We start from the raw sequence: 15,594 nt of genomic DNA, 5'->3' as shown, positions 1-15,594 counted from the left end.
CTGACAAAGAGATTCCAGATGTCTCACAAGCTCGATGGTAAGATCGCTCTCGTCACCGGTGGCACCAGCGGCATCGGCCTCGCTACGGCCAGGCGCTTTGCCGCGGAAGGCGCCTTCGTCTATCTCACCGGGCGCCGCCGGCCCGAACTGGAGGCCGCAGTCGCCGCGATCGCCGCGGCCGGCGGCAGCGCGACGGGTGTCGCGGCCGACTCGTCCAGCCTCGCCGACCTCGACCGCCTCTATGCCCAAATCCAGGCCGAGAAGGGCCGCATCGACGTGCTGTTCGCCAATGCCGGCGGTGGCGGCATGCTGCCGCTCGGCGCCATTACGGAGGAGCACTACGAGGACACCTTCAACCGCAATGTGAAGGGTGTTCTGTTCACGGTGCAGAAGGCGCTTCCGCTGCTTGGACGCGGCGCCTCGGTGATCTTGACAGGCTCCACGACCGGCAGCATGGGCACGGCGGCTTTCAGCGTCTACAGCGCGAGCAAGGCGGCCGTGCGCAATTTCGCCCGCAGCTGGATCCTGGACCTGAAGGACCGTAGAATCCGAGTCAATACGCTCAGCCCCGGTCCGATCCGGACCCCGGGTCTGGTCGACCTAGCCGGCCCTGACGCTGCACAGCAGCAGGGGCTGGTGGATCAACTGGCGGCGCAGGTGCCGCTGGGCCGCGTCGGCGATCCCGACGAAATCGCCAAGGCTGCGGTCTTCCTGGCATCCGACGACAGCAGCTTCGTCAATGGCATCGAAATGTTCGCCGATGGCGGCATGGCCCAGGTTTGACCTGGGGTTCGCCGGGGTGGAAGAGGCTTTGCGGCCGTCTTCCGCTTAGGCGGCCGTCAAGATCCGGTCACGATGCCGGAGAGCCGGTGAAGAACTTCTCCAGTTCCGCGAAACCGATGGCCTTCTTCGAAAAGCCGAAGGTCCCTTCCTCCTTCATTTCCCGTGCCGCTTCAACGAACGCTCCGAACGCCAGCCGTGCCAGGGCGGAGCCGATGCTGATGCGCTTGACGCCGGCGTCCGCCAGTTCCGCTACGCCAAACGTCGCTCCCGGCATGCCCATCACGACGTTCAGCGGCTTCGTCACCGAATTGCACACCGTCCTGATCGTGTCGAGATCCGGGAGCCCCGGCGCATAGAGCACGTCTGCGCCGGCCTTCTCGTAGGCTAGCAGCCTCCGGATCGTGTCATCGAGATCGGGGCGGCCCCACAGGAAGTTCTCGCACCGGGCGGTGAGCACGAAGTCCTTGCCGAGCGAGCGGCATGCCTGCGCGGCGGCTTCGATCCGCTCGATGGCCAGCGCCGGATCGTAGATCGGATCGTCGGTGCGCCCGGTATGATCCTCGAGCGAACCGCCGGCCAGACCGATGCCGGCGGCAACGCGGATCGTCTCGGCAGCACTCTCCGGGCTGTCGCCGAATCCTCGTTCGAGATCGGCCGAAACCGGCAGGGAGGTGGCGGCGACGATCGTCCGGCAATGATCCAGGATCACGTCCCTGGACACGTGGCCATCAGGCACTCCGAGCGAAAACGCCATGCCGGCGCTGGTGGTGGCGAGCGCCTTGAAGCCCATGGCAGCCAGAATGCGCGCCGTACCGGTATCCCATGGATTGGGAATAACGAACACGCCGGGCTCTTCGTGGAGCGCTCGAAACGCAGCACCTTTATCCAACGCCACTTTTTCCTCCAGGCTGGAACTCCATCGAATGCGTACGAAAGTATTGTGCCAATACGAGGATATCGCCGCAGGCGGCACAGGGACAGGATAGCCTTTCCCGCTCTCCGGGGAACAAACTATCCTTGCGAACACGATTTGCATCCGGTGAAGGCCTCCAACTCGACGAGCAGTACCGTCTTGCGCATCTTCCCCTGATCGCTCCAGATCATCCGCGCGTGATCGCGACCCAGGCCGGAAAGGTCTACATGATGGGGCGGCATCCAGAAACGTTCTCGCTGGTGCTGCCCATTCCAGGCGACGCCCTGCTTCGTTCAGCAGCTTTTCAGGAACTCGACGCCGACCTCCGCTCCGAACTTCACGTGTCCGAGCTTCCGGAAATTGTGCAATCCGTCGACAGCTGTGACCGGCGTGCTTTGGCATTGGATGCTGAGTTCATAGGAACTTGATGATGCTGACTATCGGCGCCATCCACACGGACTCGCGCGGTCCAGCCGATTTGCGAATCCTCTGAATGCATCAGTAGATGACCAGGGCCAAGGCAATGTGCCGGCACGAAAGCCGCTGCCAGCCGCAACGGTCGGGGTATCGACATTGTCACCAACGTTGGGATCGCGGCCACGACCGGCATTCCCATGGTCTCACCCGACTTCGCACAACGGGTAGGGATTCACCCCACAGAAGATCCAGCACTGGGAACGAAGGTGCGCCCGCGAGAATGATTTGACACCTCCACCCGCGATACGTTGGCATGTTGCTGGCGTTGCAATTGATGATCACTATTAAATTACTTAGCATGAACCGACAACCTCCCGAGCGTTTCGTCTGCACAACTGAGTGCAGCCGGTTTTCCTCCGAAAGGTGCGGTGTTTCGACTCATGCAGAAGCAGTTAGACGCTCTATTTCGCCAGTACCATGAAGAGTTGTACAGCTTCGCCTGCCGAAGGCTCGGCCGTTGCGACATCGCCGCCGACGTGGTCCAGGACGCGTTCGTGCGCTACGCCGATATGGCGCAGTTCGATACGGGCTGCGATGCCGTGGAGCAGCCAAGGCTGTTCCTGTGCCGCATCGTCGGCAACCTGATCATCGATCTGGCCCGGCGCGACCGCCGCCGGGGCAACCATGCCATTCTCGACGACGTGGCCGACCATGTGGCAGACAGCCAGCCTTCCCCCGACAAGGCCTTGGAAACCCGCCAGCGGCTGGCCTTGCTCCAGACAGCCCTGGGCGAGCTTCCGCCGTCCTGCCGCGACGCGCTGCTGCTCAGCCGGGTCGAAAAGCTGACCCATGCCGAGGTGGCGGAGCGGCTTGGCGTGTCATGCAGCATGGTGTCGAAGAACATCATGCGGGCGCTCCGCCATTGCGAGCGCCGCGTCCCTCGTCAGTGATGCTCCGGACCCCGGATAAGCCGCCGCGCAAAAAAATTTGCTCTTCTGGAAATAATGCTGTCGGGTTCCAATTCCCCATCGTCAATGAGGGTAAGAGTCATTCGCATTTATATCGTGGGGCATTGTCATGAGCCGGGATGGAATTGAAGCGTCGATGAGCAGGGTGTGTTTGCGGCTTGGGTTGACCGCCGCGCTGATTTCCGCAGGCGCCATCGCACCGGCAGCCAGCGCCCAGCCGGAAGGCGACGTGATCCAGCTCGATCCGGTGACGATCGACGGATAGGCGCCTCGGGCGCCGGCCACGACCGAAGGGACCGGCTCCTTCGCCAGCCCGCTGGCTTCCGCCGGCTCCAAGGGACCGACGCGGCTTCGCGATATCCCGCAATCGGTCAGCGTCATCACCCGGCAGCGGATCGAAGACCAGAACATGACACGGCTGGAAGACGCCCTGCGGCGCTCGACCGGGACCACCGTGCTGTCCAACGATCAGGGGCGTTCCAGCCTGTTCTCCCGTGGCTACGAACTGGATTCCTACATGGTCGATGGGCTGCCTTCGCCCATTTCCAGCGTCTACGGCACGCAGCCGGACCTCGCCATGTTCGACCGGATCGAGGTGCTGCGCGGCCCGTCCGGCCTTTTCGCCGGTACCGGCGAACCGGGCGGCTCGGTCAATCTGGCGCGGAAACGGGCACTCGACAAGTTCGGGGCCAGCGGGTCCGTCACGGCAGGGTCCTGGCAGGGCTACCGGGGCGAGGCCGACATCACCGGCCCGGTGAGCGGGTCCGGCCGGGTCCGGGCACGCGGCGTCGTGGCGATGCAGGACCAGGACACCTTTGTCGACGTCACCGACAACAAGAGCAAGCTCGGCTATGGCACGGTCGAGGTTGACCTGACGGAACAGACCACGCTGTCCTTCGCGGCGTCCCATCAAGAGAAGGACATCACCCCGTTCAACGGCCTGCCGGCCTATGCCGATGGAAGGCTGCTGGACGTCCGGCGCTCCACCTTCATCGGTGCGGACTGGAACCGGTTCGAGAATTCGTCGAACGAGGGCATCGTCGATCTGGAGCACCGTTTCGACGATGGCGGGGAAGCCCGCGTGGCGCTGCGCTATGTCGATCGCGACGCCGACTTCAAATATGCCTATGCCCGCACCGCCGTCAATCCGGTGACCAATTCGGTCGGCATGACGGCCCTGGCGCGCGACTACGAGGAAACTTCGCGCGCCATGGACGCCCATGTCAGCAAGCCGGTTCCGTTCCTGGGCCAGACCCACAACATCGTCGTCGGCACCGATTACCGCCGCTACGATCAGCGGATGTACCAGGGTACCGCGAACCCCGCAGGCACCGTCAATGTGTTCAAACCGGCGACCAACATCGCCGAACCGGCTATCGCCTTCACCACGCGCACCCGGAACGTGCCGGAGCAGGTTTCCGGTTATGCCCAGGCGCGGATCAAGCCGCTGACGCCGGTGACCGCCGTCCTGGGCGGCAGGCTCAGCTACTACAGCCTGGAATCGACTAATCTGGTCAACAACGTCAAGACCAAGAGCGAAGTGAACGGCAAGTTCACGCCTCAGCTCGGCTTGATTTACGACCTGACCGACACGATTTCCGCCTATGTCAGCTATACCGACATCTTCCAGCCGCAGACCGCCACTGGCCGGGATGGCCGTCCGCTCGCCCCGCGCGTCGGCAGTCAGTATGAAACCGGCGTGAAGGGCGAGTTCCTCGACGGTGCGCTGACATCGACCCTGGCGTTCTTCCGCACCAGGGACGAGAACCGGGCCGTCGCCGACCTCACCACTCCGGGCGTGTCCAATGCCGCCGGCGAAGTCGAATCCCAGGGGATCGAGATTGAAGTCAGCGGCGAACCGCTGCCGGGCTTGAGCGTCTTCTCCAGCTACTCCTACCTGCTCAGCGAGTATCTGACCGGCACGCCGGCGCAGGTCGGTCAGGTCTTCAACACCTGGACGCCGAAGCACACGGTCAACCTGTTCGCCCGCTATGCCTTCGAAGGCCCGCTGGACGGTTTCAGCGTCGGGGGAGGCGCCAAGGCGGTTTCCAGCTACTACGGCCAGTCCGGGGCCACCCGCTGGATACAGGACGGCTACATGCTGTTCGACGCCCAGGTCGGCTACGAGGTGACCGAGAACGTCAGTGCTACCTTCTCGGTCAACAATATCCTCGACAAGAAATACTACTCGCGGGCCGCGAGTTCGACCGTATTCAACTACTACGGTGAACCGCGCAGCGCATGGCTGAAAGTATCGGCCAAGTTCTGACACGGCGGCTGACGACACACTGCCGTCAAATAACTGTTCCGATAGAATGAAGGGTTGAATTTCATGATCAGGGCGGTTCTGCTCGTCATGGGGTTGCTGCTGACGGCTGCGTGGATGCAGCCGGCTGCAGCAGCCGAAGTCATCGATCTGGCCGGGCGCACGGTGACATTCCCCGCCAGGGTGGAGCGCATCATCCTGGGCGAAGGCCGGTATCTGCCGACGCTTGCCATCCTTGACCGGACCGACCCGCTGAAGCGCGTGGTCGGCATGATGGGCGAATTCACCCTGCTCGACCCCACCGGGTATCAGCAATACCTCGACCGGTTCCCGGATCTGGGAAAAATCACGCAGGTCGGACAGGCGTCGGGCGACAGCTTCAGCGTCGAAAAAGCCATCGCCCTTGCCCCCGATCTCGCGATCTTCGCGTTGGAGGGGCACAGCCCATCGCCCAAGAACATCGAAACCGTCGCCCAGTTGGAGGCGGCGGGCATCGCCGTGGCGTTCATCGACTTCCGCAAGGACCCGCTGGTCAACACGCCGCGCAGCATCGACCTGCTGGGCAGGCTGCTGGGCCGCGAGGCGGAGGCTGCGGAATTCACGGCATACTACGATGAGCAGTTGAAGCTGGTGACGGATCGGCTGGCCAGGGTGGGCGCGCGTCCCAGGGTCTTCCTGGAATCGCGGGTCGGCCGGACCGAAGAGTGCTGCGCCACGATGGGAAACGGCATGATGGGCCGGTTCATCGAGAAGGCGGGCGGAACCAACATCGCCACCGCCCTGGTGCCCGGCCCCAGCGGCACGATCAATCTGGAATACCTGCTGGCGCAGCAGCCGGACATCTATATCGCCACCGCGATCGGCTCGGCGGCGGGTGCGGCCAAGGCACCCCGGCGCGTCGCTCTTGGGGCGGATGTGCCGCCGGACTTGGCCCGCGAAACGCTGGCCCGCGCCACCGGCAGGCCGGGGATCGCCGATCTGGACGCCGTCAGGTCCGGGCGCGCCCATGCGATCTGGCATCACTTCTACAATTCCCCCTTCAATGTCGCCGCCGTCCAGGCTTTCGCCAAGTGGTTCCACCCTGCCCTGTTCGCCGATCTCGACCCCGGCGAGACCCTGCGCACGCTGTATCGGCGCTTCCAGCCGGTAGCGGCCACCGGCACCTACTGGATCGACCTCAAGTGAGCCGGGCGCATACCAATACGGCCGATGCCGGAGCCGCGCCGCTGGCACGGCTTTACGGCCGGTTCGTCTGGAGCAGGCTTGCCGTCATCGGCATCCTGGTCGCGGCACTGCTGGTATCGGTGCTGTTCGACGTGGCGACCGGCCCGTCGCCGCTTTCGGTGGCGGACATCGTGACCGGGCTGCTCGACCGCGGCGCCCTGCCGCGCGGACAGGCCGTTACCCTGTGAGACCTGCGGCTACCCTTCGCCGCGATGGCGGTGCTGGTGGGTGCCGCACTGGGATTGGCGGGGGCGGAGATGCAGACCGTCCTCAACAACCCGCTGGCCAGCCCCTTCACGCTGGGCGTATCGGCCGCCGCGACGCTGGGAGCCTCCCTCGTCATCGTGATGGACCTCAGCGTTCCGGGGATCGGCGCCACCTATCTGATACCGGCGGGAGCCTTCGTGTTCGCCGTCGGGTCCGTCATGATCATCCAGATGCTGGCCCGCAGCTTCGGCGCCACGACCGATACCGTCGTGCTGTTCGGCATCGCCATGCTGTTCGCGATGAACGCCCTGCTCTGGCTGGTGCAGTACGTCGCCAGTACCGACGCCTTGCAGCAGATGGTGTTCTGGACGATGGGCAGCTTGGGCCGCTCGACCTGGGACAAGGTCGCGGTGGTGGCTGCCGTGCTGGGGGTCTGCCTGCCGCTGTCGATGCGCAAGGTCTGGGCCATGACGGCGCTGCGCGGCGGCGAGGATCAGGCCAAGAGCTTCGGTATTTCGGTGGAGACCCTGCGGCTCCGGGTGCTGCTGCGGGTCAGCATCCTGGCCGCCGGCGCCGTGGCCTTCGTCGGCACCATCGGCTTCATCGGGCTGGTCCGTCCGCACATCGCCCGTCTGGCCCTGGGAGAGGACCACCGCTTCTACCTGCCGGGCAGCGCGCTGGCGGGGGCGCTCCTGCTGTCGCTGGCGTCCATCGCCAGCAAGAACCTGATTCCGGGCCTGATCCTGCCGGTAGGCATCGTCATGGCGCTGGTCGGCATCCCCCTGTTCATGACGCTGATCCTGACCCAGGGGCGGAAGCTGTGAGCGCCGGTCTTTCCCTAAACGGCATTTCGGTCGGCTATGGCGGGCGGGCGGTGCTGTCCGGTCTCGATCTTCCCGCCGTGGCGCCCGGATCGGTCGTGGCGCTGCTCGGCGCCAACGGCGCCGGCAAGTCGACCCTGCTGAAGGCGATGGCGGGCCTTGGCGGAGCGACGGGACGGCCTTCCGGGCAGATCATCCTGAACGGACAGGACCTTGTCGGCATGCCCCTGGAACAGCGGGTCCATGCGGTGGGCTACCTGCCCCAGGCGCTGCCCCAGGGCAGTTCGCTGGTCGCCTATGAAGCGGTGCTCAGCGCCGTGCGAGCGGTCAGGCCCGATACCCCGCGCGACCATGTGGAAGCGTCGATCGAGCGCGTCTTCGACACGCTGGGCCTGCGCCCGCTGGCCCTGCGGCGGCTGCGCGAGCTGTCAGGCGGCCAGCGCCAGATGATCGGGCTGGCGCAGGTGCTGGTCCGCAATCCACGCCTGCTGCTGCTGGACGAGCCGACCAGCGCGCTCGACCTCCGCTGGCAGCTTACCGTGCTCGAAACGGTGCGGCGCATTGCCGATGCCGAACGGTCGATCTGCGTCATCGCCATCCACGACATCAATCTGGCGCTCAGGTTCTGCGACCACGTGGTCGTTCTAGGCCACGGCCGCGTCCTGGCGTCCGGCCCTCCGACCCATGCCCTGGACTCCGACGTGCTCCGCCATGCCTACGGCATCGAGGCGCGGGTGGAACAGTGCTCCCGAGGTTTCCGCCTTGTTCTGGCCGACCGCGCCTTGCCCGATGCGGGCAGGGCCGCGACCCCTTTTCAATAGGAGAACACCGATGAGAAGAAGCGCGGTATCACAGCCGGCGGTACTACCGCCGAACGGGCCGGCTGCCGACAGCGCCACCCGGCTGCTGGCTGAATACACCGCCCGGTCGCCTTTATTCTTCGCGTCCCCCCAAGGGACCCTGCTGGCGCAGGAGGCTTTCGCCACCGTGCCGAAAGCCGCCGCCGGCGCCTCCCCCGCCACGCTGGCCCAGCGCGTTTCCCGCTCGCTCGACGAGGCGCGGAAGGCAGGACACCCCGATCCGGTCGCGGTCCGCGCCGTGCCCTTCGACCTCTCCGCCCCCGCCCGGCTCATGGTCGCCCGCAACCTGCGCAGCGCCGACCGCCTCTCGCTCAGATCGGCGGAGTTCCGCTACGCAGCAGAATACGACAAGACCCTTGGTCTAGACCGCCTCATGTATCGCGCTGCCGGTTCTGCGGAAACTCGTCGTGAGGACCTTCGTCGGGGAAATGCAGGATCGGCCGAGGCGTGCCTGATCCCGATGCGCGCCGGCCCCCTGCTTCGAGGCATCGACGATGGAGCTCGCACTGGCCCTGCTCTTCCCCATGACCAGTCCCGGCATTCGGTTTTCCTCCGGTACCGGCATACAGCACCCCACTGCTGAGGATCGGCTGCGCATGCAGGGGGTGAGGCAATGAGCGATTCCTGTTCCCATACCGGTTCGATCCGGCACGTCCATCCAAGCGCCAAGGGCTGCGAGGACTGCCTGAAGATCGGCAGCGAGTGGCTTCATCTGCGGGTCTGCCGCACCTGCGGCCATGTCGGCTGCTGCGATCAGTCTCCGCATCGGCATGCCACGACGCATTTTCACGGCACTGGACACCCGATCATCGAAGGCTACGATCCGCCGGAAGGCTGGGGCTGGTGCTACGTGGACGAGGTTATGCTCGATCTTGGCGACGACACGACGCCGCAGGTCGGGCCGATCCCGCGCTTCTACTGACCGGATGACCGGAAGCTTCGGGAAGCCGCTTCGACGCCCCGCACGATCGGCGTTCCGTCCAGACCGCAGCAGGCTCAGACAAGACCGCTTACCAATAATACGGCATGATACGCCGCAGTACCGGATGGAAACCGTCGAGTTTCCCCAACCCGAAAGGAACCATGACCATGGCAACCATCAAGACCAGGGACGGAACTGAGATCTTCTACAAGGATTGGGGTTCGAAGGACGCCCAGCCCATCCTCTTCTCCCACGGCTGGCCGCTCTCGGGCGATGCCTGGGCCGCGCAGATGCTGTTCTTCGGCACGCAGGGCTACCGCGTGATCGCGCATGACCGGCGCGGCCACGGCCGGTCGGGTCAGCCCTGGGACGGCAACAACATGGATCAGTATGCCGACGACCTGGCCGAGCTGATCGAGCATCTCGATCTGAAGAACCTCGTCCTGATCGGCCACTCCACCGGCGGCGGCGAGATCACCCACTATGTCGGCCGCCACGGCACGGGCCGCGTCGGCAAGATGGTCCTGGTCGGCGCCGTGCCGCCGCTGATGCTGAAGACGGAGACCAACCCCGAGGGCACGCCGCTGGAGGTCTTCGACGGCATCCGCAAGGGAACGGCAGGCGACCGGTCGCAGTTCTTCAAGGACCTGACGATGCCGTTCTACGGCTTCAACAAGGACGGCGCAAAGATCAACGAAGGCCTGCGCGAGAGCTTCTGGCTGCAAGGCATGATGGGATCGATCAAGGGCGAGTACGACTGCGTCCGCGAGTTCTCGGAGGTCGATTACACCGAGGACCTCAGGAAGATCGACAAGCCGACCCTCGTGATCCACGGCGATGCCGACCAGATCGTGCCGATCGCGGCCGCCGGTCTGAAGTCCGCGAAGATCGTCAAGGGCGCACAGCTGAAGGTCTATCCCGGCGCGCCTCACGGTCTTGCGGAAACCCTGGCCGATACCTTCAACGCCGACGTCCTCGCCTTCATCAAGGACTGAGGCCGACGTACCGGATCGAAGCCGGATGAAAGGGCCGGTCCCGCGCGTCAAGGCGAGACCGGCCCTTTCCCATCGGTCACTCCGTTCATTCCGCTCGCTGTCAGGCCCTAGTCTTCGCCCAAGTCTTCAGACGGGCTCGGGATGGAGAAAGGCGTGGATCGCCTGGACCACGACCGATCCCTCTCCGACGGCGGAAGCCACCCGCTTCACGGATCCTGACCTGACGTCGCCGACGGCGAAGATGCCGGGCAGAGTCGTTGCATAGGGCGATGCCAGAGGCTTGCCGGCGCCGTCGGCGCCGGTCCTGACGAACCCTTTCCGATCGAGGTCGAGACAGCCCCGCAACCATTCGGTGTTCGGCTCGGCGCCGATCATCACGAAGATGCTGCCGACATCCACCCGCGCTTCCTCTCCGGTCGCATGGTTGGTCCAGGTGACGGCGCGAAGATCGTCGTCGCCGTGCAGCGCGGTAATCGCTGTCCGGGTGTGGACGGTGATGCGGGGAGAGCTGAGGATGCGCTGCACCAGATAGTCCGACATGGTGGCGGAGAGGTCGTTGCGCACCAGCATATGGACGTGCCGCGCCGTTCGGGACAGGAACATCGCCGCTTGACCGGCCGAGTTGCCGCCGCCGACGACCACGACGTCCTCGCCGGAACAGACCTGCGCCTCCATCTGCGTCGCCGCGTACTGGATGCCCTGACCCTCGTATTTATCGTAGTCGGGCAAGTCGAGCTTTCGGTATCTGGCCCCGGTCGCCACCACCACCGCCCGAGCGCGCAAGGCCAGTCCCTCGTCGAGTTCCAGGCGAAGGGGGTGGTCCGAGCAGTCGAGCGACACGGCGGAACGGGATACCGCGAGCCGCGCTCCGAACTTCTGCGCCTGGATATGCGCCCGCCCCGCCAGCCCCTGGCCGGAAATCCCGGTCGGGAACCCCAGATAGTTCTCGATCTTGGAGGAAGTGCCGGCCTGCCCACCCGGAGCCAGGCTTTCCACGACGATCGTCCGCAGGCCTTCCGACGCCGCAGAGACGGCGGCAGCCAGCCCCGAGGGACCGGCGCCGACCACGGCGACGTCGTAGACGACACCCTCCTCCGGCGCTTCCATGAGGCCCAGACGGTCGGCGAGCGCCGCGTTGGACGGATTGAGCAGGGTCGAGCCGTCCGGCGCGATGACCACGGGAAGATCGGCGGCACCAAGCGCGAAGCGTTGAAGCAGCCCGGAAGCGCCGTCATCGAATTCGACGTCCACGATCTCGAGCGGGTAGCCGTTGCGCGTCATGAATCGCTGGAGACGCATGAAGTCGGCACCGTGGCGATGGCCCACTAGGAGGACGCCACCCTGGGAATGACGGATGAACCCGACGCGGCGCAGGATGAAGGCCCGCATGACGATCTCGCCGATATCCGGCTCCCCGGATATCATGTTGCGGAAGTCGGCGTTCTTCACCCGGAAGACCCGCGTGCCAGCCTTCGCCAACCCCGACAGGAGTACCTGCCGGCTGTTGAAAAGGTTCAACTCGCCCGAGAACTGACCGGGCCGATAGGTGTAGAGGGTGGATCGTCCGGAACGGGCGCTTGTCGCGAAGATCTCGATCTCCCCGGCGATCAGCAGGAAGAAATCGATGCTGCGCTGGCCACGCTCGAACAGAAGCGTGTCTTCCGCAAACCCCTCTTCCTCGCCATAGGCAGCCACTCGGCGCATCATCTCCGGCAATAGATCGGGAAAGGTCTGGGCTTCGCGGAGCCAGGGGTCGGTCGGATCGATCTCCGAGGGAGGGATCATGGGCGGGGTCACGGTTGGACCGCTGGAGAGCAACCCAGCGATCGTAAGGTGAAAACCATCACCCTTGCTTGCAGGGAATTCCGCCGTCTTGGACGATCTCGCCTGCTTCGGCCCTAGCCGGGTGCGGTTCCATCCAAAATGCGCAGGGATCGGCAAGACGTATCCCGGCCCAGGGGGTTGGATGCGCTATCCCAGGACCGCGAAGCCATCACGGTCGCCCAGAATGAGATCACAGCACCATGAACTTCGTCCATCGAACCATTCGCGCCAACGGCATCCGGCAGCATTTCCTGGAAGCGGGCTCCGGTCCGCCCGTCGTGCTGCTTCACGGCTTTCCCGAGACCAGCTATGCGTGGCGCTACCAGATCCCGGTCCTGTCCCAACGTTTCCGCGTGATCGCTCCCGACCTCCGGGGCTATGGCGAAACGGACAAGCCGGCGACCGGATACGACAAGAGAACGATGGCGCGCGACCTCGTGGAACTGCTCGCGTCGCTCGACATCGACAAGATTGCACTGGTCGGGCATGACCGCGGCGCCCGCGTAGCGACGCGCTTCGCGAAGGATCACCCGGGGCTTCTGGACAGGCTCGTGGTGATGGACAACGTCCCGACCCGGATCGTCTCGCGCGCCATGAACGCGGCGACGGCGCGGGCCTACTGGTTCTTCCTGTTCCATCTCGTGCCCGACCTTCCGGAAGCGCTGATAGCGGGACGCGAGGACATCTGGCTACGGCACTTCTTCTCCGATTGGTGCTTCAATCCGCACGCCATCTCCGGCGCCGACTTCGACACCTATGTCGCGGCTTATCGTGCTCCCGGCGCCGTGCGCGGCGCGATGGCGGACTACCGGGCCAGTGCGCAGGACATCGAACAGGACACGGCGGATGCCGATACCCGCATCGCCTGTCCCGTGCTGTCGCTCTGGGGCGCCGACTTCGGCGCGGTGGCCCAGACCTTCGACATGGCTGCCGTCTGGGCCGAAATGGCCAACGACCTGCGTACGAAGGCGATCGAACGCTGCGGACATCTGCCGCACGAGGAGCAGCCGGATATCGTCAACGAACTTCTTCTCGACTTCCTCCAGGGCTGGAACGGATAAGCGCCGGCACTGAGGCAAAAGGCCGTTGATGCCAGTCAGCCTCCCCCTTTCGGACTCTCCATTTTGCTAATAAGAATCGTTTGCAATTAGCTTACGAACCATGAGAATAACTCTCATTCTTATTCGCATGGGGACAGAGAGTGCGCAGACAGGAAGTTGGTGGCTGGCGGCCGCAGGGGACGGCGCTGGGCATATTGGTCTTGGCCGGTTTTATGGCGCCATCCGTGGCGATCGCGCAGGACGGTGGTTCGGGCGCGTCCGGCGCACCGGTGGAACTGCCGGCGGTGACGGTTACCGGTCAGGGAGAAACGGCGCTGACGCCGGTCACGGGTTACGTTGCCAACCAGCAGGCTACCGGCACCAAGACGGATACCCCGCTGATCGAGACGCCGCAGTCCATCTCGGTCATACCCGCCGACCAGATCCGGGACCAGAACGCACAGTCGCTGAACCAGATCGTGCGGTACACCGCCGGCGTCACGCCGGAGACGCGCGGTGCCGTGTCCACGCGCTACGACCAGCTCACGATCCGCGGCTTCGATGCCGATTCGTACTGGAACGGCCTCAAGCTCCAGTCGCTCTACTACGCCGCTCCCCAGCTCGATCCCTTTCTGCTGGAGCGGGTCGAAGTGCTGAAGGGACCGACCTCGGTGCTCTACGGCCAGTCTCCGGCCGGCGGCCTCATCAATCAGGTCAGCAAGCGTCCGACGGCGACCCCTCAGAACGAGGTCGGGTTCGAGTTCGGCACCAACAATCACCTGCGCGGCACGGCCGATTTCTCCGGTCCGATCGACGCGGAGGGCAAGTTCCTCTACCGCCTCAGCGCCGTCGGCCTCACCGAGGACGGCCAGTTCCGCACGACGGAGAACGAGCGCGTCGCCCTTGCCCCCACGTTCACCTGGCAGCCCGACGCCGATACCAGCCTGACGCTGTTCGGCTTCTACCAGCGCGACCCCAAGTCCAACTCCTACGGCGGCGTCCCGCCGGAGGGAACGGTCCTGCCAAACCCATTCGGCAAGATTCCGGTCGATTTCTATGACGGCGATCCGAATTTCGAGAAGTTCGACCGGACGCAGAAGTCGGCCGCCTACGATTTCGACAAGCGGTTCAACGACACCTGGAGCCTGCGCCTGAACGGCCGCTGGCTGCGCACCGAGGCGGACTACGACAGCGTCTATGCCAACGGCCTGCAACCGGACTTGCGCACGCTCAACCGCGGCGTCGCGACCTCGCGCGAGGCGATGGATTCCTACACCCTGGACAATCAGATCGAAGGCCGGCTCGCCACCGGGCCGGTCAGCCATACGGTGCTGGCCGGCTTCGACTATCAGCGGCTGGACGGTCACTACGCCCCCGGCTTCGGCGTGGGTCCGTCACTCGACGTCTTCGCGCCGGTCTACGGGCTGCCGATCGTCCCGCCCGACACCAGCCGTACCGATCTCAAGTCGAACCAGTACGGCGTCTATATCCAGGATCAGCTGAAGCTGGGCGGCTTCGTGCTGACGCTCGCCGGCCGCAAGGACTGGGTCGAAACCAAGACGACCACCGAGTTCGGATCGTCGAACAAATCGGATCAGGCGCTCACCGGCCGCGCCGGACTGACCTACCTCTTCGAGAACGGCATCGCGCCCTATGTCAGCTACGCCGAATCCTTCAATCCGCAGACCGGTACCGATTTCTTCGGCAACGTCTTCGATCCGGAGGAAGGAACCCAGTACGAAGTCGGCGTGAAGTATCAGCCGCCGGGGACCAACAGCCTGTTCACGGCGGCGGTCTTCGAACTGACCCGCAGCAACCTGCTGACCAGCGATCCGGCCTTCCCGGGGTTCTCCGTCCAGAGCGGCGAAGCGCGGTCGCGCGGCATCGAGCTGGAAGCCAGGATGGCCGTGACCGACCAGCTGGACGTCATCGGCGCCTATACCTTCCTCGACACCGAGTACACCAAGGACAACGACGGACGCGAAGGCTTCCGGCTGGCCGCCATACCGCGCCACCAGGCGTCGGGCTGGGCCAATTACCGTATGCCGGAAGGCTCGGTCCTGGAAGGTCTCAGCATCGGCGGCGGCGTGCGCTTCACCGGCAGCACCGTGAACTCGGCGAACACCTTCAAGGTGCCGTCCTTCACGCTGGTCGATGCCGCGGTCACCTACGACCTCGGGTCCCTCACCCCCACGCTGGCCGGTGCCGAGGTCTCGCTCAACGCCAAGAACCTTTTCAATAAAGAGTACGTAGCATCCTGCTACTTCGGCGAGTGGTGCGCCTATGGCTATGAACGGACGGTGACCGCCGGCCTGCGGTACCGCTGGTGACCCGGTCCCTTCCCTCTTGGCGCC

The 15,594-nt window shown here is 64.9% G+C and carries 16 protein-coding genes; 14 read left to right on the top strand and 2 right to left on the bottom strand.

The annotated features are described in order from the left end of the window. The first annotated feature begins 18 nt into the window (after window positions 1–18). A complete protein-coding gene (locus tag N826_RS03875; RefSeq protein WP_044426071.1) occupies window positions 19–783 on the top strand; it encodes an SDR family oxidoreductase in 765 nt (254 codons plus the stop codon). 67 nt (window positions 784–850) lie between these two features. Here N826_RS03875 and N826_RS03870 read toward each other — a convergent pair whose 3' ends face one another. After that, a complete protein-coding gene (locus N826_RS03870) occupies window positions 851–1,678 on the bottom strand; it encodes an isocitrate lyase/PEP mutase family protein (RefSeq protein ID WP_044426070.1) in 828 nt (275 codons plus the stop codon). A gap of 122 nt (window positions 1,679–1,800) precedes the next feature. Here N826_RS03870 and N826_RS42810 point away from each other — a divergent pair, with 122 nt between their 5' ends. The 11 genes from N826_RS42810 (at window position 1,801) to N826_RS03825 (ending at window position 10,376) form a co-directional block, all read left to right on the top strand. Continuing rightward, entirely contained in the window at window positions 1,801–2,124 is a 324-nt protein-coding gene (locus N826_RS42810; RefSeq protein ID WP_147040133.1) for a hypothetical protein, read from the top strand. Window positions 2,125–2,553: 429 nt separating this feature from the next. Then, the gene (locus tag N826_RS03860) at window positions 2,554–3,063 is read left to right on the top strand and encodes a sigma-70 family RNA polymerase sigma factor (protein ID WP_044426068.1); all 510 of its coding nucleotides are present in this window, start codon (window positions 2,554–2,556) and stop codon (window positions 3,061–3,063) included. A gap of 154 nt (window positions 3,064–3,217) precedes the next feature. Next, window positions 3,218–3,346 carry a hypothetical protein gene (locus N826_RS45665; RefSeq protein ID WP_280178419.1) on the top strand — a complete coding sequence of 43 codons (129 nt, stop codon included), beginning with the start codon at window positions 3,218–3,220 and terminating at the stop codon, window positions 3,344–3,346. A gap of 51 nt (window positions 3,347–3,397) precedes the next feature. Continuing rightward, complete coding sequence (locus N826_RS03855; RefSeq protein ID WP_084720464.1) at window positions 3,398–5,350, top strand: TonB-dependent siderophore receptor; 1,953 nt, start codon at window positions 3,398–3,400, stop codon at window positions 5,348–5,350. 63 nt (window positions 5,351–5,413) lie between these two features. Further along, complete coding sequence (locus N826_RS03850; protein WP_044426067.1) at window positions 5,414–6,532, top strand: ABC transporter substrate-binding protein; 1,119 nt, start codon at window positions 5,414–5,416, stop codon at window positions 6,530–6,532. Further along, window positions 6,529–6,759, top strand: coding sequence for a hypothetical protein (locus tag N826_RS45175; protein ID WP_244619430.1), 231 nt, complete (start codon window positions 6,529–6,531; stop codon window positions 6,757–6,759). The genes N826_RS03850 and N826_RS45175 overlap by 4 nt, the downstream gene beginning before the upstream one ends. Before the next feature lie 3 nt (window positions 6,760–6,762). Beyond that, window positions 6,763–7,602, top strand: a complete 840-nt coding sequence (locus N826_RS03845; protein WP_280178426.1) for a FecCD family ABC transporter permease — start codon at window positions 6,763–6,765, stop codon at window positions 7,600–7,602. Next, window positions 7,599–8,420: an ABC transporter ATP-binding protein gene (locus N826_RS03840; RefSeq protein ID WP_044426066.1), complete on the top strand. Its 822-nt coding sequence runs from the start codon at window positions 7,599–7,601 to the stop codon at window positions 8,418–8,420. The genes N826_RS03845 and N826_RS03840 overlap by 4 nt, the downstream gene beginning before the upstream one ends. A gap of 10 nt (window positions 8,421–8,430) precedes the next feature. Next, entirely contained in the window at window positions 8,431–9,042 is a 612-nt protein-coding gene (locus N826_RS03835) for a hypothetical protein (protein ID WP_044426065.1), read from the top strand. Between the two features lie 30 nt (window positions 9,043–9,072). Continuing rightward, window positions 9,073–9,381 (top strand): UBP-type zinc finger domain-containing protein, encoded by a 309-nt coding sequence (locus tag N826_RS03830; protein WP_044426064.1) that lies wholly within the window; start codon window positions 9,073–9,075, stop codon window positions 9,379–9,381. Window positions 9,382–9,548: 167 nt separating this feature from the next. Continuing rightward, the gene (locus N826_RS03825; RefSeq protein ID WP_044426343.1) at window positions 9,549–10,376 is read left to right on the top strand and encodes an alpha/beta fold hydrolase; all 828 of its coding nucleotides are present in this window, start codon (window positions 9,549–9,551) and stop codon (window positions 10,374–10,376) included. 126 nt (window positions 10,377–10,502) lie between these two features. Here N826_RS03825 and N826_RS03820 read toward each other — a convergent pair whose 3' ends face one another. Next, on the bottom strand, window positions 10,503–12,161 hold the full coding sequence (locus N826_RS03820) for an FAD-dependent oxidoreductase (protein ID WP_044426063.1): 1,659 nt from the start codon (window positions 12,159–12,161) through the stop codon (window positions 10,503–10,505). Window positions 12,162–12,400: 239 nt separating this feature from the next. Here N826_RS03820 and N826_RS03815 point away from each other — a divergent pair, with 239 nt between their 5' ends. Continuing rightward, window positions 12,401–13,261: an alpha/beta fold hydrolase gene (locus N826_RS03815; RefSeq protein WP_044426062.1), complete on the top strand. Its 861-nt coding sequence runs from the start codon at window positions 12,401–12,403 to the stop codon at window positions 13,259–13,261. A 224-nt stretch (window positions 13,262–13,485) separates the two neighbouring features. Next, the gene (locus N826_RS03810; protein WP_244619432.1) at window positions 13,486–15,570 is read left to right on the top strand and encodes a TonB-dependent siderophore receptor; all 2,085 of its coding nucleotides are present in this window, start codon (window positions 13,486–13,488) and stop codon (window positions 15,568–15,570) included. Window positions 15,571–15,594 lie beyond the last annotated feature (24 nt).

The sequence above is a fragment of the Skermanella aerolata KACC 11604 genome (genome assembly GCF_000936425.1).
Classification (GTDB): Bacteria; Pseudomonadota; Alphaproteobacteria; order Azospirillales; family Azospirillaceae; genus Skermanella; species Skermanella aerolata.
This window is presented reverse-complemented; position numbering and strand designations above follow the sequence as displayed.